The organism is Mesorhizobium sp. P2_E10, assembly GCF_056404235.1.
In genome coordinates, this window is record NZ_JBFUEK010000002.1 from 446613 (window position 1) to 466164 (window position 19552).

General features: G+C 63.9%; 19 protein-coding genes. 12 read left to right on the plus strand and 7 right to left on the minus strand.

Annotation, left to right across the window (positions count from 1 at the left end):
• Positions 1-6: 6 nt before the first annotated feature.
• Complete coding sequence (locus AC1D0N_RS06895; RefSeq protein WP_477242684.1) at positions 7-1974, plus strand: glycoside hydrolase family 127 protein; 1968 nt, start codon at positions 7-9, stop codon at positions 1972-1974.
• Between the two features lie 2 nt (positions 1975-1976).
• Here the strand turns inward: AC1D0N_RS06895 and AC1D0N_RS06900 are convergent, their stop codons facing one another.
• The gene (locus AC1D0N_RS06900) at positions 1977-2777 is read right to left on the minus strand and encodes an endonuclease/exonuclease/phosphatase family protein (protein WP_477242685.1); all 801 of its coding nucleotides are present in this window, start codon (positions 2775-2777) and stop codon (positions 1977-1979) included.
• Positions 2778-2812: 35 nt separating this feature from the next.
• On the minus strand, positions 2813-4273 hold the full coding sequence (locus tag AC1D0N_RS06905; RefSeq protein WP_477242686.1) for a phospholipase D-like domain-containing protein: 1461 nt from the start codon (positions 4271-4273) through the stop codon (positions 2813-2815).
• 166 nt (positions 4274-4439) lie between these two features.
• On the opposite strand from AC1D0N_RS06905, the gene AC1D0N_RS06910 reads away from it, so the two are divergent.
• From AC1D0N_RS06910 to AC1D0N_RS06940, 7 genes are all read left to right on the plus strand, one after another.
• Positions 4440-5573, plus strand: coding sequence for a transporter substrate-binding domain-containing protein (locus AC1D0N_RS06910; protein WP_477242687.1), 1134 nt, complete (start codon positions 4440-4442; stop codon positions 5571-5573).
• Positions 5573-6217 (plus strand): ANTAR domain-containing response regulator, encoded by a 645-nt coding sequence (locus AC1D0N_RS06915; RefSeq protein ID WP_477242688.1) that lies wholly within the window; start codon positions 5573-5575, stop codon positions 6215-6217. The genes AC1D0N_RS06910 and AC1D0N_RS06915 overlap by 1 nt, the downstream gene beginning before the upstream one ends.
• 248 nt (positions 6218-6465) lie before the next feature.
• Entirely contained in the window at positions 6466-7311 is an 846-nt protein-coding gene (locus AC1D0N_RS06920) for a nitrilase family protein (RefSeq protein WP_477242689.1), read from the plus strand.
• 53 nt (positions 7312-7364) lie between these two features.
• Positions 7365-8516: a substrate-binding protein gene (locus AC1D0N_RS06925; RefSeq protein ID WP_477242690.1), complete on the plus strand. Its 1152-nt coding sequence runs from the start codon at positions 7365-7367 to the stop codon at positions 8514-8516.
• A 65-nt stretch (positions 8517-8581) separates the two neighbouring features.
• Positions 8582-9415 (plus strand): branched-chain amino acid ABC transporter permease, encoded by an 834-nt coding sequence (locus tag AC1D0N_RS06930; protein ID WP_477242691.1) that lies wholly within the window; start codon positions 8582-8584, stop codon positions 9413-9415.
• A complete protein-coding gene (locus tag AC1D0N_RS06935; protein WP_477242692.1) occupies positions 9402-11180 on the plus strand; it encodes a branched-chain amino acid ABC transporter ATP-binding protein/permease in 1779 nt (592 codons plus the stop codon). The genes AC1D0N_RS06930 and AC1D0N_RS06935 overlap by 14 nt, the downstream gene beginning before the upstream one ends.
• Positions 11173-11895, plus strand: a complete 723-nt coding sequence (locus AC1D0N_RS06940; protein WP_477242693.1) for an ABC transporter ATP-binding protein — start codon at positions 11173-11175, stop codon at positions 11893-11895. The genes AC1D0N_RS06935 and AC1D0N_RS06940 overlap by 8 nt, the downstream gene beginning before the upstream one ends.
• Positions 11896-11990: 95 nt before the next feature.
• Here AC1D0N_RS06940 and AC1D0N_RS06945 read toward each other — a convergent pair whose 3' ends face one another.
• Genes AC1D0N_RS06945 through AC1D0N_RS06955 form a run of 3 tightly spaced genes read right to left on the minus strand, consistent with a single transcriptional unit; the run spans position 11991 to position 13987 of the window.
• Entirely contained in the window at positions 11991-12389 is a 399-nt protein-coding gene (locus AC1D0N_RS06945) for a nuclear transport factor 2 family protein (RefSeq protein WP_477242694.1), read from the minus strand.
• Between the two features lies 1 nt (position 12390).
• Positions 12391-13287 carry an MBL fold metallo-hydrolase gene (locus AC1D0N_RS06950; RefSeq protein ID WP_477242695.1) on the minus strand — a complete coding sequence of 299 codons (897 nt, stop codon included), beginning with the start codon at positions 13285-13287 and terminating at the stop codon, positions 12391-12393.
• Positions 13288-13327: 40 nt separating this feature from the next.
• Positions 13328-13987 (minus strand): DsbA family protein, encoded by a 660-nt coding sequence (locus tag AC1D0N_RS06955; RefSeq protein WP_477242696.1) that lies wholly within the window; start codon positions 13985-13987, stop codon positions 13328-13330.
• 117 nt (positions 13988-14104) lie between these two features.
• Here AC1D0N_RS06955 and AC1D0N_RS06960 point away from each other — a divergent pair, with 117 nt between their 5' ends.
• Entirely contained in the window at positions 14105-15025 is a 921-nt protein-coding gene (locus AC1D0N_RS06960; protein WP_477242697.1) for a LysR family transcriptional regulator, read from the plus strand.
• A gap of 36 nt (positions 15026-15061) precedes the next feature.
• Here AC1D0N_RS06960 and efp read toward each other — a convergent pair whose 3' ends face one another.
• Entirely contained in the window at positions 15062-15631 is a 570-nt protein-coding gene (gene efp / locus AC1D0N_RS06965) for an elongation factor P (protein ID WP_027038615.1), read from the minus strand.
• 123 nt (positions 15632-15754) lie between these two features.
• Between efp and epmA the strand changes: the two genes are divergently transcribed.
• Entirely contained in the window at positions 15755-16801 is a 1047-nt protein-coding gene (gene epmA, locus AC1D0N_RS06970; RefSeq protein ID WP_477242698.1) for an EF-P lysine aminoacylase EpmA, read from the plus strand.
• Position 16802: 1 nt separating this feature from the next.
• Here epmA and AC1D0N_RS06975 read toward each other — a convergent pair whose 3' ends face one another.
• Positions 16803-17219, minus strand: coding sequence for a VOC family protein (locus tag AC1D0N_RS06975; protein WP_477242699.1), 417 nt, complete (start codon positions 17217-17219; stop codon positions 16803-16805).
• Positions 17220-17349: 130 nt separating this feature from the next.
• Between AC1D0N_RS06975 and AC1D0N_RS06980 the strand changes: the two genes are divergently transcribed.
• Positions 17350-18693: a TldD/PmbA family protein gene (locus tag AC1D0N_RS06980; protein ID WP_477242700.1), complete on the plus strand. Its 1344-nt coding sequence runs from the start codon at positions 17350-17352 to the stop codon at positions 18691-18693.
• The gene (locus tag AC1D0N_RS06985; protein ID WP_477242701.1) at positions 18680-19486 is read left to right on the plus strand and encodes a 3'(2'),5'-bisphosphate nucleotidase CysQ; all 807 of its coding nucleotides are present in this window, start codon (positions 18680-18682) and stop codon (positions 19484-19486) included. Before AC1D0N_RS06980 ends, AC1D0N_RS06985 begins: the two co-directional genes overlap by 14 nt.
• Positions 19487-19552 lie beyond the last annotated feature (66 nt).

A 19552-nucleotide genomic window follows, 5' to 3' on the forward strand; every position in this document is an offset into this window, starting at 1 on the left:
GACACGATGACCGCCCAACTATCCACCGGCAAACCAAAACTCGCCTTCCGTCCGCTGCCGGTGCCGCAGGTCGACGTGCGCGGCTTCTGGGGCGACCGTGTCGACGCCGTGGCGTCGCGCACCGCCGACATCCTCTACGAGCGCTGCGTCGAAGCCCGCATGCTGGAACAGATCGACCCGGACCGGCCATCGCCAGGCGTCGTCATTCCGTTCCATTCGCCGTCGCCCGACGAGGCGGCCAGCCCCGGCTTCACCGGCTCGACAGTGACGACGCAGATGTTCTGGGATTCCGACTGGGGCAAGACCATCGAGACCGCCGCCTATTCGCTCTACCGGCGCAAGAATGCGGCACTCGAGAAGAAGATCGACGCCGTCATCGACCTGTACGGCAGACTGCAGCAGGACGACGGTTATCTCTCCAGCTGGTACCAGCGCATCCAGCCCGGCAAGCGCTGGACCAATCTGCGCGATTGCCACGAACTCTATTGCGCCGGCCATCTGATCGAAGGCGCGGTCGCCTATTACCAGGCCACGGGTAAACGCAAGCTGCTCGACATTATGTGCCGTTATGTGGATCATATCGCCGACACGTTCAGTCCCGAGCCCGGCAAGAAGAAGGGCTATTGCGGCCATGAGGAGATCGAGCTGGCGCTGGTCAAGCTGGCGCGGGCGACGGGCGAGCAGAAATACATGGACCTGGCCAAGTATTTCATCGACCAGCGCGGCCAGCAGCCGCACTACTTCGACGAGGAGGCGCTGGCCCGCGGCGCGGACCCGAAAGCCTATCATTTCAAGACTTACGAGTACAACCAGTCGCACAAACCGGTGCGCGAGCAGGACAAGGTCGTCGGCCATGCGGTAAGGGCGATGTACCTGTTCTCAGGCATGGCCGACATTGCCACCGAATATGGCGACGACACGCTCAGGGTGGCGCTCGACCGGCTGTGGAACGATCTCACCACCAAGAACCTCTACATCACCGGCGGCATCGGGCCGTCGGCGCACAATGAGGGCTTTACCAGCGACTACGACCTGCCCAACGAAACCGCCTATGCCGAGACCTGTGCCTCGGTCGGGCTGGTGTTCTGGGCCAGCCGCATGCTCGGCATGGGACCCAACGCGCGCTATGCCGACATGATGGAGCGGGCGCTCTACAACGGCTCGATCTCCGGCCTGTCGCTCGATGGCTCGCTGTTCTTCTACGAGAACCCGCTGGAGAGCCGCGGTAAGCACAATCGCTGGAAATGGCATCGCTGCCCGTGCTGTCCGCCCAATATCGGCCGCATGGTCGCTTCCATCGGCAGTTATTTTTACTCGCTGTCGGACGACGCGCTGGCCGTTCATCTCTACGGCGATAGCACCGCCCGCTTCGACATATCGAACCGGTCGGTCAGTCTGATTCAGACCAGCAACTATCCCTGGGACGGCGCGGTCTCGATCCGAGTCGAAACCGACGCGCCGGCAGAGTTCACCTTGCACCTGCGCGTGCCCTCCTGGTGCGGCAAGGCAGCGCTCAAGGTCAACGGCGCCGCGGTCGAACTGGATGGCATCACCAGTGACGGTTATGCCGCGATCCGGCGCGAGTGGCGCCAGGGCGACCGGGTGGAACTCGATCTCGAAATGTCGATCGCCCGGCTCTTCGCCAATCCGGAAGTACGCCAGGATATCGGCCGCGTCGCCCTTGCCCGCGGTCCGCTGATCTACTGCGTCGAGGCGACCGACAATGCCGGCCAGTTGCACCGTATCGCTTTGCCGCGAACGACAAAAATCGAGGCGCATCCCGAGCCGAACCTGCTCGGCGGCATCGTCACGCTTTCGGCCATAGCCAGCACGGAAGCCCAGGAAAACTGGGAGACCGGGCTCTACCGCACCGCACCGCCGGCGGTGAGCGAGACCAAGATCACCGCCGTTCCGTATTTTGCCTGGGACAATCGCGAACCCGGCGAGATGCTGGTCTGGCTGAGGGACGGTTGAGGCTAAAGCCGCAGGAAAGCTGTCAACGGCAGATGATCGGAGGCAACCCGCGACAGCGGCGTGTCGTGAGCTTCCACTGTCGAGATCATGTCGTGTCGGTTGGCCATGATCCGGTCGAGCGCCAGGAGCGGAAGGCTCGACGGAAAGGTGGGAACCGCCGGCGGCGAGGAGCCGAAAGTCGCATGCAGCGTCTTCAGCGCCGACCGGTTTCCGAGCCGCCATTCGTTCAGATCGCCAAGCAGCAGCGTTGGCGTTTCGTCCGGGCGGTTCATGATATCGAGCACGACGCGGGCCTGTTCGGAGCGTGACCGGCGCAGCAGGCCGAGATGCGCGGCAATGATGCGCAGCGTCCGTTTTTCGTCCAGGTCGATCTCGGCAACCAGCGCCCCGCGCGGTTCCAGGCCCGGCAGCTTTATCTGATGGACATCGCGCACCGTTCCGCGCTTGAACAGCAAGACGTTGCCGTGCCAGCCATGTCCCTTGCCGTTTCCCGATATTGGCACCGGCACCAGGCCCGTTTCCATTTCGAGGCGCGCAAGATCGAGAAGCCCGGCGCGATCGCCGAAACGGTTGTCCGCCTCCTGCAGCGCAATGACGTCGGGGCCGATTTCGCGGATGACGCGGACGATCCGGTCCGGGTCGAACTTCCTGTCGACGCCGACGCATTTGTGGACGTTGTAGGACGCGACCAGCGTGCCAGCGGCCTCCGTCCGCTCATGCGGCGCCGACCCTGCCGCCCGGGCTTTTCTGCGGCGGATGGTTGAAAGCATGTTCGCCCGAAGGCTGCGTACGGTTCTCTGCATATATCCGCTGCTTATGTCTTTCCGGCTTTCAGCTTCTATAGATAGGGCGATCCCAGCCACAGCAATCGGTCGAAGACGCGAATGACAAATGGCCGCGCTTTCAAGGTCTCGAGCGTCACTTGTGTGGCGGAGGCGATTGCCGATCCGATGCGCGCTTCGATCTCGGCGGCAAAGCCTGCATCCAGAACCTCCATGTCGATTTCGAAATTCAGCCGCAGCGAGCGGGCATCGAGGTTGGACGAGCCGACATAGGCCCAGACGCCGTCGACCGAAAGCAGCTTCGAATGGTCGAACGCGCCCGCGTGGCGCCATACCCGGCAATAATGCTTCAGCACCTGATCGAGTTGCGCCGTCATCGCACGGTCGACAAGGAAGAGATTGTTCACCGCCGGCACGACGATGTCGATCTCGACGCCGCGCCGGGCCGCCGTCGTCAGCGCGCTGATCAGCTCGCGATCCGGCAGGAAATAGGGCGACATGATGAGGATCGAATGGCGGGCCACGGAAAATGCCCCCATCAGCAGCTTTTGGTTGGTTTCGATGCGGGCATCCGGCCCCGACGCCACCGCCCGCACCAGCATTGGCTGACCGGCAGGCGGCGAGCGCACGTCCACCTGCCAGACGTCGCCCTTGAGGGCCTCGTTGCCGGCAAAGCGCCAATCCTCGGCGGCAACCGAGAACAGGTCGGCCACCACCGGTCCGGTGACCTGGAAATGCGTGTCCACCGAGCTGGCGGACCCCGAGAACTCGGCCGAGAATCCCTTGCGGATGTTGATCCCTCCGGTAAAGGCGACCGTGCCGTCGACGACCAGGATCTTCCTGTGCGTTCGCAAGTTGGCATAGGGAAGACGCAGGCCCATGACGATGTTGCCATTGAAGAGATCGACGGTGATGTTTGCGTCTTTGAGAAGCTTGAGGATGCTGGGGACGGAGTAGCGCACGCCGACGGCGTCGATCAGCACGCGAACGGTCACACCCCGTCGCACCGCTCCGGCCAGCGCTTCGACGAAAAGCTGGCCAACCTCGTCATTGTCGAAGATGTAGGTCTCAAGCAGGATGCTGCGCGATGCGCCGTCGATCGCCCGGCGCATCGCGGCATAGGCCTCGTCACCGGTCTTGAGGATCGCAATCGCATTTCCCGATGTCAGGGCGCGCCGCGCCACCCTGTCGCCCAATGTCTTCAGTCCGGTAAAGCGCAGGCCGTAGCGCTCGGCAATCAGTTTTTCCGCGGCAATGTCGCCGTCACGTTTTGCCGAAGCCGCCTCTCCATCGAGCGGCCGCTGTGCGCTGATCGTTGCGCGCCGGATCCGGTTTATGCCGGCCACCGCATAGATGATCGCGCCAACGAACGGCGACAACAGCATGACGCCCACCCAGCCCGTGGCTGCACGGACATCCTCCTTCGTCATGATGGCGTGGACGATGCCGATGGTCGCCATCACCGCTGGAATGATCACCAGGATCTGGGGCCAGTGACTCGCTAGGGTCTGCAACATCGGCAGGACTATCCAGCGGGCGGCCGCAGAAGGCAATGCGGCTGATGAGGGGCCGCCCGGGCAGCTGCAGATCCGGACGCCACCAGCGCGCTGGCGCGTGATGACGATTGCCATGGCGCCCCGCGTGCAATAGGCCTTTGCCGGAAAAGTGCAGGGGAGGATTGCCGTGACAGGAACAGCCCAGACATGGCGCGTCGGCATCCTTTTTTCGCGCAGCGGCATCACCTCGGTCACCGAAAGCGAGCATTTCTACGGGACGGCGCTTGCCATCGAGGAGATCAATGCCGGCGGCGGCGTGCTCGGGCGGCAGATCGAGCCGATCGCCTACGACCCGGGTAGCGACCCCGAGGCGTTTCGGTCGCTGGCCCGCAAGCTTCTGACCGAGGACGACGTCAACGTGATCTTCGGCTGTTCGATGTCGGGCAGCCGCAAGGCCGTGCTGCCGATCGTCGAGCGCTACAACGGCTTGCTCTGGTATCCCTCGATCTATGAGGGTTTCGAATATTCCGAAAACGTCCTCTACACCGGCGCCACGCTAAACCAGAACACTTTTGCGCTCGCCGACTTCATCCTGCAACGCTACGGATCGCGCGTCTTTATGGCCGGGTCCGACTACATCTACCCGCATGAATCCAACCGGGTGATGCGCGACCTGCTGGAATGCAAGGGCGGCACCATCGTCGAGGAACAATATGTGCCGCTCGACGCCGACGAACGCCGCATGCGCCGGCTGATGGACGATATCGAAAAGGCCGCTCCGGACGCCGTCTTCTCCACGGTGATCGGGCGCAGCGCGCAAATCCTTTATCGGCTCTACGCCGAAGCCGGCATCGACCGGACGAAGCGGCCGATCGCCAGCCTGACCTTGGCCGAAGGCGAAATCCGCGTCATAGGTGCCGAGCACTGCACCGGCCACGTGCTGGCTGCTCCTTATCTGGCGAGTGTCGACAGCGGCGAGAACCTGCGCTTCGTCGGCGAGCTTGCCCGCCGGTTCGGCGACCGGACCACGGCGACCATGTGGTCGCAAACCGCCTATACGCAGGTGCATCTGTTCGCCCGCGCGCTGGAGAAGGCGGGAACCCTCGACACTTTCCGCCTTAGCCAGGCAGCGCTTGAAGTCGATTATGCGTCGCCAGAGGGACGGATGATGTTCGACCAGGAAAACCGCCACGTCTGGTCGACACCACGCATCGGCATCGCCAACGCTGCCGGCCAGTTCGACATCGCCTGGCAGTCGCAGGCGCCGATCCGGCCAGACCCTTATCTCGCCGCGACCCATTTCGAGGAGCCGTGGCTGTAATGACGGCGACGCTAAAACGCATCCTCAACGATCTCAGGCAGGCGAAGATCCTGGTCATCCACCCGAAGGATGAGGATGGCGCTGCGCTGGTCGATCACCTCAGGCGGTTGGGCTGCGAGGTCCGAGCGGCGTGGCCGCCCCCAGCCTCGATCCCTGGCGATATCGACACGGTCTTCGTGCAGGTGGGCGAAGCGCCGACAGACGATATGGTGTCGCTCATCGAAGGCGCCAGCGCCGCCGTCGTCGCCATCGTCACCTATGAAAGCCCGACCTCGATCAAGGCGATCATCGACCTCAACGCCCATGGCGTCATCACCAAGCCGCTGCGGCAGCTTGGCGTGCTGACGCAATTTGCGCTGGCCCGCTATCGCTACGGCTATGAAGGGCGGCTGGCCAACAAGGTGCGGAAGCTCGAGGATACGCTGAAGGGGCGACGCACGATCGAGAAGGCGGTCAAGGTGCTGGTCGAGATGAACGGCGTCGACGAGGAAACCGCCTACAAATTGATCCGTGACCAGGCGACATCGAAACGCATTGCGCTGGTTTCGGTGGCCGATGGCATCCTCGCGGCGCAGGAAGCAATGCGGACTTTCGGCTTCGGCATTTCCGCGCAGGGCAAGCAGAAGCAGCCGAACGATCGATAGGGTGCCAACGGCAGGTCACAGCAGATACCTTTCGTAACATACTGATTTTGATACTATAAAAGACGCTAAGCCCCGTCATTCGCAGCCGGAATCTTTGGCCCTTGACGCGATCTCCCGGCTGTGCAACTTCTTAAAGCACGAGCAGGTTTGCTCTTCGGCAGGAATGCCGTTTCACATTGATGGCTATGTAGCCCTTGGCTCGCGGATGACTTCCGCGCCCAGGGGTTTTTTGCGTTTGGAGACAGGCTTTGGCACTATTGGCGACAGCATCCACGGACCTCCGTCTGGCCTGCATCCAGTTCCAACCGACGATCGGCCGGCTGGACAAAAATCTCAGATCGATGGAGCGGCTGATTCGCCAGGCCGCCGGTCTCGGCGCCTCGGTGGTGGTGCTGCCGGAACTCGCTGACAGCGGCTATGTCTTCGACAGCCGGGAAGAGCTCGCCGAACTCGCAGCACCCATTCCGGAGGGGCGCAGTGCAGCACTGCTGTGCTCGCTGGCCAGCGAACTCGGCCTCCACATCGTCAGTGGCCTTGCCGAGCGCGACGGCGACCGGTTCTTCAACGCCGCAACGCTGTGCGGGCCATCGGGTCCCATCGGCACTTATCGCAAGCTGCATTTGTGGAACCGCGAAAAACTCTACTTCCAGCCGGGCAATCTTGGCCTGCCGGTGTTCGATACCGCGATCGGCCGGATCGGCGTGGCGATCTGCTATGACGGCTGGTTCCCGGAGACTTATCGGCAACTGGCGCTGAAGGGCGCTGAGCTGGTTTGCGTGCCGACCAACTGGGTGCCGATGCCCGCTCAGGGCGACCACCCGGAGCCCATGGCCAACATCCTGCACAAGGCCGCCGCCCACAGCAACGGCATCTACATCGCCTGCGCCGACCGTGTCGGCATCGAGCGCGGCCAGCCCTTTGTCGGCAGGAGCCTGATCGTCGGCCCGACCGGCTGGCCGATCGCCGGGCCGGCCAGCGAAGCCGACGAGGAGATCCTCATCGCCACGATCAACCTCGGCGAGGTCGCCAGGGCGCGCGCGCTGAGCGAGCGCAACGACGCCATCGGCGACCGCCGCAGTGACGTCTACGGATAACCAAGAAGAAGCCGGCACCACCCGGTAAGATCAACCAGAGAAAGGGGAATACCATGAAGAACAGAGCAGTGATCCTTGCCTTCGCCAGCGCCGCCCTGACCAGCGCCGCTTTCGCCGCGGATGGTCCGATCAAGATCGGCATCCCGGTCGGTCTGTCCGGCGCCAACAGCGTCGTGGCGCCGTCGGTCGTGCAATCGGCGGAACTGGCGGTCGCCGAAATCAACGCCGCCGGCGGCGTGCTGGGACGGCAGCTTTCCCTCGAGATCGCCGACGACGCCTCAGGCGCCGCTGGTGCGCAAAAAGCCTTCGATTCGCTAGTCTTCCAGAAGGAGGTCAACGCGGTCATCACCATGGAGACGAGTGCTGCGCGCAATGCCGGCCTGCCGATCATCTCGAAGGGTGATATCCCCTACATCTACACCTCGTTCTACGAGGGCAAATCCTGCAATGCCAATCTGTTCGTCAATGCCTGGGTGCCGGAACAGCAGGTGCCGCCGATCGTCGACAATTTCATCAAGACGCAAGGCGCCAAGAAGTTCTTCCTGATCGGCTCGGATTATTCATTCGGCCGCGGCATGCTGGAATTCGCCAAGGCCTATATCGAGAAGTCCGGCGCCAGCGTCGTGGGCGAGGAATATCTGCCGATGGAAGGCAGCGACTGGACGGCGATCATCTCCAATCTGAAGAGCTCCGGCGCCGATGCGGTGATCACCTCGACGGCCGGCGGCGCGCCGAACGTCACCTTGACCAAGCAGCTGCGCGGTGCCGGTGTCACCATCCCCTATGGCAATCTTGCTGTGGATGAGGGAACCGCCAAGAGCATGGGCGCGGATGCTGCCGGCATCTTCATTTCCGCTTCCTATGTCACCAGCATCGATAGCGATGCCAACAAGGGCTTCCTTGCTGCGATCGAGAAGAAGTTCGGCGCGGAGCTGCGCACCCCCAACGACCTCTCCGTGCCTGAATATGAGGGTATCTACCTCTACAAGGCCGCGGTCGAGAAAGCCGGATCGACCGACACCGCCGCTGTGCTCGCAGCACTTGCCGAGGTATCCTTCACCGGCCCGCGCGGCACGGTCTCGATGAACAAGCAGCACCACGCTCCGCTGACCATGTATCTCGGCCAGGTAAAGGCGGACGGCTCGGTGACCGTCGTCGACAAATTCGAAGGCGTCGACCCCGGGCAACAGTGCCCGAACCTGTAATCGCGCCTCTATTCGCAACGGGGCGGCGCTAACGCCGCTCCGTTCCACACCATCGGGGACCTGCCATGACGCTACTCCTGGACATGGTGACGACGGCGGCGATCCTGTTCATCGTTGCCGCCGGCCTGCTTGCGATCTTCGGCGTGCTGAAGATCATCAATTTCGCCCACGGCGCCTGGCTGACGATCGGCGCCTACTGCGCGGTTGCAACCGCCGGCCTCGGGCTCAATCCCTGGGCAGCGTTGCCGATTGCCTTCGCCGTCGGCGCCATCCTTGGCGGCATCACCGAACTGCTGATCGTGCGGCCGCTCTATCGCCGGCCGCTCGACGCCATCCTGGCGACCTGGGGGCTCGGCATCGTCATCGGCCAGCTAATCACGCTGTGGTTCGGGCGCGACGTGCAGTTCACTCCCAATCTCCTGTCGGGCACGGTTGATGTCTTTGGCGTCGGCTATTCGCTCTACCGCCTGTTCGCCGTCGCGGCCGCACTGATCATCGGGCTCGCCTTCACCTTCCTGCTCGAAGGCACGCGGCTCGGCCTGTCGGCGCAAGCGGTGATCATGAACGAGATGCTGGCGCGGGCGCTCGGCATCGACACGGCGCGCGTGCGGCTCGCCACCTTCATGGTCGGCACCGGACTGGCGGCGCTGGCCGGCGTGCTGTTGACGCCGCTGACCAGCGTCGATCCGAACATGGGCGTCGCCTGGCTGATCGGCTCGTTCATGCTGGTCATGGTCGCCGGCTCGTCCTTCTCGACGCTGGCCATTGCCTGCCTCGTCTTCGGTGGCGCGCAGGTTCTGGTCAGTACCTTCGTCAGCCCCATTCTCGGCGGCATCACGGTGGCGGTCCTGTGCGCCCTGGTGCTGCGCATCAGCCCGAAGGGATTTGCCCGTGCCTGAAAGCCGTTCCATCCCGCCGAGGGCCTGGCTGTTTGCAGCCCTTGCGCTTGCGACGGCGGTCGTCGTCATCGTCGGGCCAGCGCTGTTCGACCGCTTTACGCTCAACGTGCTGACCCGCTCGATGATCTACGCCATGCTGGCGGTGACCGTCGACATATTGTGGGGCTACACCGGCATCTTGACCTTTGGCCAGGCGGCGTTCTTCGGCACCGGCGCCTACGCCAGCGCCATGGTGCTCAGCCATCTCGGCTCGACGCCCGCCTTTCTGGCACTGGCGCTTGCCTTGGCGATCCTCGTGCCGGTGCTGCTTGGCGGTTTCGTCGGCTGGCTGTCGTTCGGCCACGGCTCGACGCCGCTCTATGCGACGGTGATCTCGCTCGTCGTGCCGATCGTGGTGACGCAGCTGGTGTTTTCCGGCGGCGTATGGACGGGATCGAGCAGCGGGCTGGTCGGCTATTCCGGCCTGCCGCTCGGCCTGCCTGGCTATTTCCGGCTGACCGGCATCTGCCTGATTGTCACCACTGTCGTCGCCCTGGTCTTCACCCGCTCCGATGCCGGCAAGCTGCTCATCGCCATTCGCGACAATGAGGCGCGCTGCGCCTATCTCGGCCTCAATCCGCAACGCCTCAAGATCGTGCTGACAACGATCCTCGCCGGGGTCGCGGGCATTGCCGGCTTCCTCTACGCCAATGCTTCAGGCGTGGTGGCGCCCGAAAATACCGGCTTCGTCTTCGGCACAGAGATCGTCATCTGGACGGCCCTTGGCGGCCGCGGCACCATCTTCGGGCCGGTGATGGGTGCGATCGGCATTGACTACCTCAGCGCCCAGCTTTCGGGCGATCTACCCTTCCTGTGGAATCTCATCGTTGGCGCCCTGTTCGTCGCCATGATCATCCTGTTACCGAACGGGCTGGCGCAATTGGCCAGAATGGTTCTGCCGCGCCGCAATGCCGCGCAAGCCAACCAAGCCGGCAGCCCAGCCATCGCCGTTGCGCGGGCCGGCAATGATAGAGAGGACGGCAACCGTGTGCTCTCCGTCCGTGGTCTCGGCAAATCCTTCGGCAGCCTGCAGGTGCTGCAAGGCATCGACCTCGACGTACGTCCCGGCGAACTGGTCAGCCTCGTCGGTCCTAATGGCGCCGGCAAGACGACGCTGATGCGCTGTCTCAGCGACGGCACCGAAGCCACCACCGGAAGCGTCAGCATCGCTGGCCAGGACATAAACGGCATGACACCGGACGAAATCGTGGCGCTCGGCGTGGGCCGCAAGTTCCAGGTGGCGAGCGTCTTCGACAGCCTGACCGTTGCCGACTGCCTGCGCATGGCACGCGCCTCGCGCCAGGCGCCGAGCCTGCTGCGCCGCTCCACCACGCTTGGATTGCCGGCAGCCGCCGCCGATATCTTGCGTTCTACCGGGCTCGATCGCATGCTTGGCCAGCCGGTGTCGCTGTTGTCGCATGGGCAAAAGCAGAGCCTCGAACTCGCCATGGTCGTTGCGCTCGAGCCAAAACTCATCCTGCTCGACGAGCCGACGGCCGGACTGACCAAGGTCGAGCGCACCACCATCGGCGCCACGCTGCAAAAACTGACCGGCGAGCTCGGCTTCGCCGCCATCCTCGTCGAGCACGATCTCGATTTCGTCCGCGACATCTCGACTAGGATCGTCGTTCTCCACCAGGGCAAGCTTGTCCTCGACGGCAGCGTCGCCGAGGTGGTCAATTCCGAAGTGGTCAGGACGATCTATTCGGGAGCCGCCCATGCTTGAGGAGGCCAAAACCACCGTGCCGAAACTGTCGCTGTCGAACGTTTCGAGCGGCTATGGGCCAGTTGCCATCATCGAGGCGCTGTCGCTCGCCATCGCGCCCGGACAGATCTTTGCGCTGATGGGCAAGAACGGCATGGGCAAGACCACGGTGCTCAAAACCATTCTCGGCTTCGTGGCGCTGCGTTCGGGCGACGTCCGCCTCGACGGTATGTCGATGTCAGGCGTTTCCCAGGCCTCGTTGATCGCATCGGGCGTCGGCTATGCGCCGCAGGAGCAGGCCCTGTTCCAGGATCTCAGCGTGCGCGACAATCTGCGGCTCGCACTGCGCTCGGACCGCGGTTTCTCGCAAGCCGTGGAGCGGGTCTACGGGCATTTTCCGTTCCTGCGGGAGCGCCTGTCGCAACGCGCCGGAACGCTGTCTGGCGGCGAGCAGAAGATGCTGATCCTCGGCCGCGCGCTGATGCTCCAGCCGAAGCTGCTCTTGATCGACGAGATTTCCGAGGGCCTGCAGCCCTCCGTGGTCGAACGCATCGCCACCGCACTCAAGGAAGAACGCCGGGCCAACGGCACGACGATCCTGATCGTCGAGCAGAATCTGCCCTTCGCGCTTGGCATAGCCGACAGCTGGGCGGTGCTGAAGCTTGGCCGCATCGACGATGCCGGCGTAGTAACGGACGGAACGGCGGCCCGAGTGATGCAGCATCTGAAGATTTAGGGCATCGGACCCGAGTTACAAACCAGCTTCAGCTGAGGCTCTCCGCACCGCGCGGCGGATATCTGCCTCGGCTGATCAAGGTGACAGCAACCCGGTCAAGCATCCGGCGTCAGCGACTGCTGGACCAGGACTGTATCGACATACTGCGTCATGCTGGCGATCTTTCCATCTCTGATCTCATAGAGATGGGCAAAGGCGGCTTGCATCGACTTGCCCGTCGCCTTGTAGGTGCCGGAGTAGACCCCGAAGGCGGCGACACGGTCGCCGTCCTCGAGATAGGTGTGAACGTCGGCGCGGTAGCCGATCCATTCGGTGGCGAGGCGCCGGAAGACACCGGCGATGATCGCATCCGCACCGACATAGGTCCCGGCATAGGGGAAACCCTCGGCTTCGGTCCACCGTGCATCGGGGGCGAGAGCGGCTAGCAGATTGCGGCCGTTGTCCTCCGACGCGCCTTCATAGGTGGCGCGGATCAGATCGAGATGGGTGCCCATCTCAGCCCCACTTCATCTCGCCGGTGGCAACCTTGGAGCCGATGTCGAGCGCGACCCCCATGCCGAGGCCGGGGAAGCGGGCTTCCATGGCGGTCTTGAGCGCGGCCGCGTCCTTGGCCTTGGCCAGTTCTTCCTCGAAAGCAATGAGATAAGCCTTGGTGTGCTCGACACCCGAGAGGTCGGTAGGGGATTGCGGCGTCATGTGGCCGGCAACCACGATCGCCGGCTTGCGGGCCGCGATTTTCTCAAGATTGGCAATCCATGCCGCGCGCTGTTCCTTGGTCGGCGTGTCGGCGGTCCAGACATGCACGCCCGCAAAGATCATCACGCCGCCGAACACTGCATTCAGCGACGGAACGAACAGATAGCGCCGGTTGGCGAGGCCGTCGGCACTGACAATCTCAATGGTCTCGCCGTCGACGGTCAGCGTCTTGTCGTCGAAGACCTCCGGGATGACGACATCGGCGAGCGTCTGCGGACCGTTTTCCTTGAGCTGCGGACCCCAGACGGCGAGCTTCTTGTCGACGCTGCCCTTGATGGCGGCCACCGTCTCGGACGCCGCGATCACGCGCGCGCCGGGGAAAGCCTCCTTGATCGGCTTGAGGCCGAAATAATAGTCCGGGTCGGACTGGCTGACATAGATGGTGGTGAGCTTCTTGCCCGTCGCCTTGATCGCCTCGGCCACGGCCTTGCCATCGGGGAATGTGAAACCGCTATCGATCAGCACGGCTTCAGTCGCTCCGGAGATCAGAACCGGAGCGCGGAAGAAGCCGTTTTCGCCTGCGGGAAAATGCTTCCAGGCAAGTCCTGCGGCAGCATGGCCAAGCCCTGCGGGAGCAAAGACGGCGGCGGCACCGGCGGCGAGGGTCGTTTTCATGATGGTTCTCCGTGTGAACATGACTGTCTCCTTGGTGGTGGTTGAGGATGTGAGGGGCTGTCTAGCTGGCGGCCAGGCTCAGGCCTTGCAGCCTGGCGACGAGAACGTCATGGCTGCCGTAGAGCGCATTTCCAGGCACAAGGCGGCGGCTCTCTGCGACGCCTTCGATCAGGGCCGGCACGCCATCGGCGCCAAAGCGGCGCATCTCGACGCGCGCGGCTTCGATGCGCTGGCGATAGGCGGCAATCAGATTGTCATCGGACGTTGCCAGGCGTTCGGCGGCCTTCCGCAGGCCGAGCGCGCGCAGCACATCGGAGAGGACGGCAATATCGGTGATGTCGCGGCCGTCGACATAGCGAGCCCGCTGGATGGCTTTCAGCGCTTCGAACTCCCGGTTCGGCGCGGTGCCGGCGACAGCGATGAGCGCCAGCGTCGCCGGGCCGGAGTCGAAAAGGCGCGTGCGGTCGCCAAGCACGTCGTGCCGATAGGCTTCGCTGAAGGGCTGGCCGCTCAATCGGGAAATGCGCTGGTCATTGGTCCAGGCATAGGTCGCGAATCCGTCGTCCATCGGCCGGGCGCCGGCACCGGCGAAAAGACCTGTCGGCGCGAGCTCGATGACGAAGTCCGGCCTGGTGGCGAGTTTTTCGACGGCCGCGGAGGCGCCATAGCACCAACCGCAAAGCGGGTCGAAGAGATAGGTGATGTGGATGGTTGCGGTCATATCCGGGGTCCTCTGGCACCAGATATGGCAGATGGAGATTGGTTGAAGAAGATCGACGGATAAGACATAATGTATGCTATTATTTGACAATCAACCCACTAGCTTTGATCGAAACCCATGAACCTCAATCGATTGACCTATTTCGCCGCGGTCGTTGACACCGGATCGTTCACCCGTGCGGCGGAGCGGCTCGGCATCACCAAGGCCGTGGTGAGCCACCAGGTGGCACAGCTTGAGCAGGATGTCGGGGCAAGCCTTCTCGTCCGCACGACCCGACGCGTCCATCCGACCGAGGCGGGCATCATGTTTCACGCCCGTTGTGTGATGATCTTGCGCGAGGCGGAGGATGCCTTCGACGAACTTGCCCAGGCCGCCATCGAGCCGACCGGAACGTTGCGGATAACCGCGCCCAACGACTATGGCACTGCGGTGGTCGCTCCGGTCGTCGCCGCGTTTGCGGCGCGCTATCCCGCCTGCCGCGTGGAGCAGACGCTGAGCGACCACACGATCGATCTCACATCCGGCAAGATCGACATGGCGGTTCGCGTCGGCTGGCTCACGGATTCCACACTCCAGGCGCGCAGGATCGGTTCCTTCCGGCAATTGTTGGTCGCAGCACCGGAGTTTACGGACCGGGTTGCGGCGGTCCTCGATCCGGACGATGTTGCGAAGCTGCCATTCGTCGCCAACATGGCGCTGCGCGAACCGCTGCTGTGGCAATTTTCGCGCGGAGACCTCGAGCGGCGCGCTGTTCGCATGCAGGCGAGAATAGCCATCGACACCACGCCAGGGGTGCTCGAGGCCGTTCGAGCCGGGGGCGGTCTTGCGATCCTGCCGGATTTCTCGGTGGCTGACGAACTGGCGTCGGGGCGGCTGATCCAAATCCTCAAGGAATGGTCGCTGCCCTCCGGAGGCATCCATACGGTCTATCCGGCGGCGCGCTTCCGGCCGCGCAAGGTGACCGCCTTCGTCGAAATGCTCATCGCATCCGAGCAGCAGAAAGCTTCGATCGCGCTAGGTCAGGGACGGACGCCGTAGACAGCTTTACGCACGTCCGTAGCCTGATGTCAGTTCTCAGTCCTTGGCGCGCTCGACATAGGCGCCGTCGGCCGTCATCACCACCACACGGGTACCAGGGGCGATGTGCGGCGGCACCAGGGTGCGCACGCCGTTGGACAGCACGGCCGGCTTGTAGGACGACGAGGCCGTCTGGCCCTTGGTCGTCGGTTCGGTTTCGACCACTTCGAAGGTGGCGCGCTGCGGCAGCACCAGTGAAATGGCAATGCCATTGAACTGGGACACCTGCACGGCCATGCCTTCCAGCAGGTAAGGCGCCATGTCGCCAACCACGGCTTCCGACACCGCCACCTGGTCGTAGCTTTCCGGGTTCATGAAATGAAAACCTTCGCCGTCGCGATAGAGGAAGGTGTGCTCGCGTTCCTCGACATAGGCACGCTCGACCTGCTCGGTGGTGCGGTAGCGCTCCGAAACCTTCACTCCATCGCCGATGCGGCGCATGTCGAGCTGGGTCACCGGCGTGCCCTTGCCTGGGTGGATGTTTTCGGCAAAGAGGATCACATAAAGCTTGCCGTCCTTGTCGACGACATTGCCCTTGCGGAGCGAACTGGCGATGACTTTCACCACGGTTTTCAATCCTGCTAAAGTTTGTTGGCCTGGAACGTTTGTTCGGCGCAATTCGGCTACGGAAGCCGTCGCCCTAGCGCATCTTGGCCGCATCCGCCAGTCCTCCGTGCAAATCCGCTGCTCATGACCACCGCTTCGCCATGGTGGATGCCGCATGTTCATGCCGACCGCCGGCCGCGGTTGCTGCTGCGCAACGCCATTTCGGCCACCGTGCGCGACTGGTTCGCCCACCGCGATTTCATCGAGGTCGAAACCGCTACCCTGCAGGTCTCGCCCGGCAACGAGGCGCATTTGTCGGCTTTTGCCACCGAGGCGATCGGGGCGGATGGGTCGCGCCAGCCGCTCTACCTCCACACCTCGCCGGAATTCGCCTGCAAGAAGCTGCTTGCCGCCGGCGAGCAGCGCATCTTCAGCCTAGGCGCGGTCTGGCGCAACCGCGAGCGCGGGCCCTTGCACCATCCCGAATTCACCATGCTCGAATGGTACCGGGTCGGTGAAACCTATGAGAGCCTGATGCGCGACTGCGCCGAACTGCTGGCGCTGGCTGCCCAGCGGGCAGGCGCCAAACGGTTCAGTTTTCGCGGCCGCGAGGCCGATCCGTTCGCCGAACCGGAGCGGCTGAGCGTCGCCGACGCGTTCATGCGCCACGCCGGCATCGACCTTCTGGCCACTGTGGCTGCGGACGGCAGCACTGACCGCGCGGCGCTCCATAGTGCTTTGACCAAGGCCGGTCTGCGCACGGCGCCGGATGACAACTGGGCCGATCTGTTCAGCCGGGTGATGGTGGAAAAGGTCGAACCGTCGCTGGGGCAGGGGCGTGCCACCATCCTCTACGGCTATCCGATCTCGGAAGCCGCCCTTGCCCGGCCGAGCGCCGATGATCCCAGGGTTGCCGAGCGCTTCGAGCTCTACTGCTGCGGCGTCGAACTCGCCAACGCCTTCGGTGAACTGACTGATGCCGTCGAGCAGCGCCGGCGCTTTGCCGCCGAGATGGACGAGAAGGAGCGCGTCTATGGCGAGCGCTATCCCCTCGACGAGGATTTTCTCGACGCGCTGACCATCATGCCACAGGCCAGCGGTGCAGCACTCGGTTTCGACCGGCTGGTGATGCTGGCCACCGGTGCGCAGAAGATCGATGACGTGATCTGGACGCCGATCGCCAACCCGTAGCTCAATGCGCGAAAATCTGCTCCAGCGAGCGAAAGCCCTTGAATTCCAGCGCATTGCCGGAGGGATCGCGGATGAACAGCGTCGCCTGTTCGCCAGGTTCGCCCTTGAAGCGCACCATCGGCCGTTCGAGCCAGTCGATATCGGAGCGCGCTTCCAGCCGTGCAGCGAGCCGCTGCCATTCGTCCATCAGCAGCACCGCGCCGAAATGCGGAATCGGCACGACGATGCCGTCGACCTTGCCGTCGCTGGCGGCCTGAACAGCCTGCGGCCGCAAATGCGCCGACATCTGGTGGCCGAAAAGATCGAAATCGACCCAGGTCGCCGACGAGCGGCCGATGGCGCAGCCAAGCACCTCGCCATAGAAAGCGCGGGTTTCATCGAGATCACGGACCGGAAAGGCGAGGTGGAACGGCGTCATGGCGAAGGCTCCAAACAGGCTGCTAATGCATCTTGATTGCCGCTTCTCCCATTGCACAAGCGGCAGCGGAACAATAGATGGTGCACCAGCAGCTGCTCCCAAAGCCTGCTGAAAAAACAGGATTATGCGCATGACCGATACGCTCGACGCAGCCAAACTGACCGACCGCGTCGCGGCCTTGGTCGAGGCTGCCAAACGCGCCGGCGCCGATGCCGCCGACGCGGTTGCGGTGCGGGGCCGCTCAGCCGGCGTGTCGGTGCGGCTCGGCAAGGTTGAGAGCACCGAAGCTTCCGAGGGAGACGATGTCTCTTTGCGCGTCTTCGTCGGCAAGCGGGTGGCGAGCGTCTCGGCGACGGCGGCATCGGATCCGAAGGCACTGGCCGAGCGCGCGGTGGCCATGGCCAGGGTATCGCCCGAGGATCCCTATCAGGGCCTCGCCGATCCGGCCCTCCTGGTTGTCACGCCGCGCGACCTCGATCTATTCGATGCCACCGAGGTTTCGACCGACCAGCTGAAGGAAGCGGCATTGGCCGCGGAGGCTGCAGCCCTGGCCGTCACGGGTGTCACCAATTCCGCCGGCAGCAGCGCCAGCGCTGGGCTCGGTGGGCTAGTCCTTGCCACCTCGAACGGCTTTGTCGGCCACTATGTTGCGTCGCGCTTTTCGCGCTCGGCCAGCGTCATCGCCGGCGAAGGCACCGGCATGGAGCGCGACTATGAATATTCCTCGCACCAGCATTTTTCCGATCTCGATGCGCCGGAAACGATCGGCCGCAAGGCCGGCGAACGCGCCGTGCGGCGCCTCGGCGCGCGCAAGGCGGCGACGGGACCGGTCAATGTGGTGTTCGACCCACGCGTCGCGCGCGGCATTGCCGGCCATCTCGCCGGCGCCATCAACGGCGCCTCGGTGGCGCGCAAGACCAGTTTTCTGCGCGACATGATGGGCAAGCAGGTAGCCTCGGCGGCGATCACCGTCACCGACGAACCGCTGCGGCGCCGTGGCCAGGCCTCGCGGCCGTTCGACGGCGAAGGCATCGAGGGCGAAAAGCTGCTCATGGTCGAAAAGGGCGTGCTGAACCACTGGTTCCTGTCGACCTCGGCGGCACGCGAATTGGGGCTGACCACCAATGGCCGGGGATCGCGCAGCGGCTCCTCCGTCTCGCCGTCATCGACCAATCTTGCCATCGAACCTGGTGAAAGGTCGCCGGAGGACCTGATCAAGTCGCTGACTACGGGCTTCTACGTCACTGAAGTGTTCGGCCAGGGCGTCGACATGGTGACCGGCGAATACAGCCGTGGCGCGTCCGGCTTCTGGATCGAGAACGGCGAACTGGCCTATCCCGTTGCCGAAGTGACCATCGCCTCCAATTTGAAGACCATGTTCCTCAACATGGTTCCGGCCAGCGATCTCGACCGCAATTTCGGCACCGCGGCACCCACACTGCTCATCGAAGGCATGACCCTTGCCGGTGCGTGACCCGGTCATATCAGCCGGGGCCTCTGAAGACTTGGCCGTGCTGCGCGAAGCCGCCCGCGAGGCTGGCCTCATCGCCATGCGCTATTTCGGCAACAACCCGCAAGTGTGGATGAAGGAGGGGACGTCGCCGGTCAGCGAGGCCGACCACGCCGCCGATGCCTATCTGCGCGAGACCTTGCTTGCCGCACGGCCCGATTATGGCTGGCTGTCGGAGGAAACAGCCGACGATCCGGTGCGGCTTTCGGCACGCCGCACCTTCGTCGTCGATCCCATCGACGGCACGCGCGGCTTCCTCGAAGGCCTTCGCTCCTGGTGCGTCAGCGTCGCGGTGGTCGAGAATGGCCGCACGCTTGCCGGCGTGCTCGAATGCCCGGCCAGGGACGAGACGTATTGGGCGCTGCCCGGGCAGGGCGCGTTCCTGAACGGCCAGCGCATTGCCGTGCGCCGCCCGGTAGCGATGGTCGAAATTGGCGGACCGAAGCTATTGCTCGACCAGATGCCGGCTGAGTGGCAAGGCTGGATGCAGCGCGTGTCCCATATTCCCTCACTGGCCTACCGGCTGGCGATGATCGCCGCCGGCGCGCTCGATGCGAGCTTCGTCAAGCCCAATGCGCATGACTGGGACATCGCCGCCGCGGACCTCATCCTGCGCGAGGCCGGTGGCGCCTTGCTCGACCGGCACGGTCGGGCGCCGCTCTATGCCGGCGAAATCATCCGTCACGGCGCTTTGGCCGCCGGCAGCGGCGAACTGCTGACCGTTCTTGCCGGTGTAATTGCCGGTACGGAAGCGTGATCGAAGGTTCCAAAGTCGGCGGCTTTGGTCTAGACCTGTCACAAACTCACAATATGTGAAGGACCG

What these genes read in the sequence shown, in the direction of transcription:
- AC1D0N_RS06895 (WP_477242684.1), top strand. Translation starts at nt 7, where the DNA reads ATGACCGCCCAACTATCCACCGGCAAACCAAAACTCGCCTTCCGTCCG.
- AC1D0N_RS06900 (WP_477242685.1), bottom strand. Translation starts at nt 2,777, where the DNA reads ATGCAGAGAACCGTACGCAGCCTTCGGGCGAACATGCTTTCAACCATC.
- AC1D0N_RS06905 (WP_477242686.1), bottom strand. Translation starts at nt 4,273, where the DNA reads ATGTTGCAGACCCTAGCGAGTCACTGGCCCCAGATCCTGGTGATCATT.
- AC1D0N_RS06915 (WP_477242688.1), top strand. Translation starts at nt 5,573, where the DNA reads ATGACGGCGACGCTAAAACGCATCCTCAACGATCTCAGGCAGGCGAAG.
- AC1D0N_RS06925 (WP_477242690.1), top strand. Translation starts at nt 7,365, where the DNA reads ATGAAGAACAGAGCAGTGATCCTTGCCTTCGCCAGCGCCGCCCTGACC.
- AC1D0N_RS06930 (WP_477242691.1), top strand. Translation starts at nt 8,582, where the DNA reads ATGACGCTACTCCTGGACATGGTGACGACGGCGGCGATCCTGTTCATC.
- AC1D0N_RS06940 (WP_477242693.1), top strand. Translation starts at nt 11,173, where the DNA reads ATGCTTGAGGAGGCCAAAACCACCGTGCCGAAACTGTCGCTGTCGAAC.
- AC1D0N_RS06945 (WP_477242694.1), bottom strand. Translation starts at nt 12,389, where the DNA reads ATGGGCACCCATCTCGATCTGATCCGCGCCACCTATGAAGGCGCGTCG.
- AC1D0N_RS06950 (WP_477242695.1), bottom strand. Translation starts at nt 13,287, where the DNA reads ATGTTCACACGGAGAACCATCATGAAAACGACCCTCGCCGCCGGTGCC.
- AC1D0N_RS06955 (WP_477242696.1), bottom strand. Translation starts at nt 13,987, where the DNA reads ATGACCGCAACCATCCACATCACCTATCTCTTCGACCCGCTTTGCGGT.
- AC1D0N_RS06960 (WP_477242697.1), top strand. Translation starts at nt 14,105, where the DNA reads ATGAACCTCAATCGATTGACCTATTTCGCCGCGGTCGTTGACACCGGA.
- epmA (WP_477242698.1), top strand. Translation starts at nt 15,755, where the DNA reads ATGACCACCGCTTCGCCATGGTGGATGCCGCATGTTCATGCCGACCGC.
- AC1D0N_RS06975 (WP_477242699.1), bottom strand. Translation starts at nt 17,219, where the DNA reads ATGACGCCGTTCCACCTCGCCTTTCCGGTCCGTGATCTCGATGAAACC.
- AC1D0N_RS06980 (WP_477242700.1), top strand. Translation starts at nt 17,350, where the DNA reads ATGACCGATACGCTCGACGCAGCCAAACTGACCGACCGCGTCGCGGCC.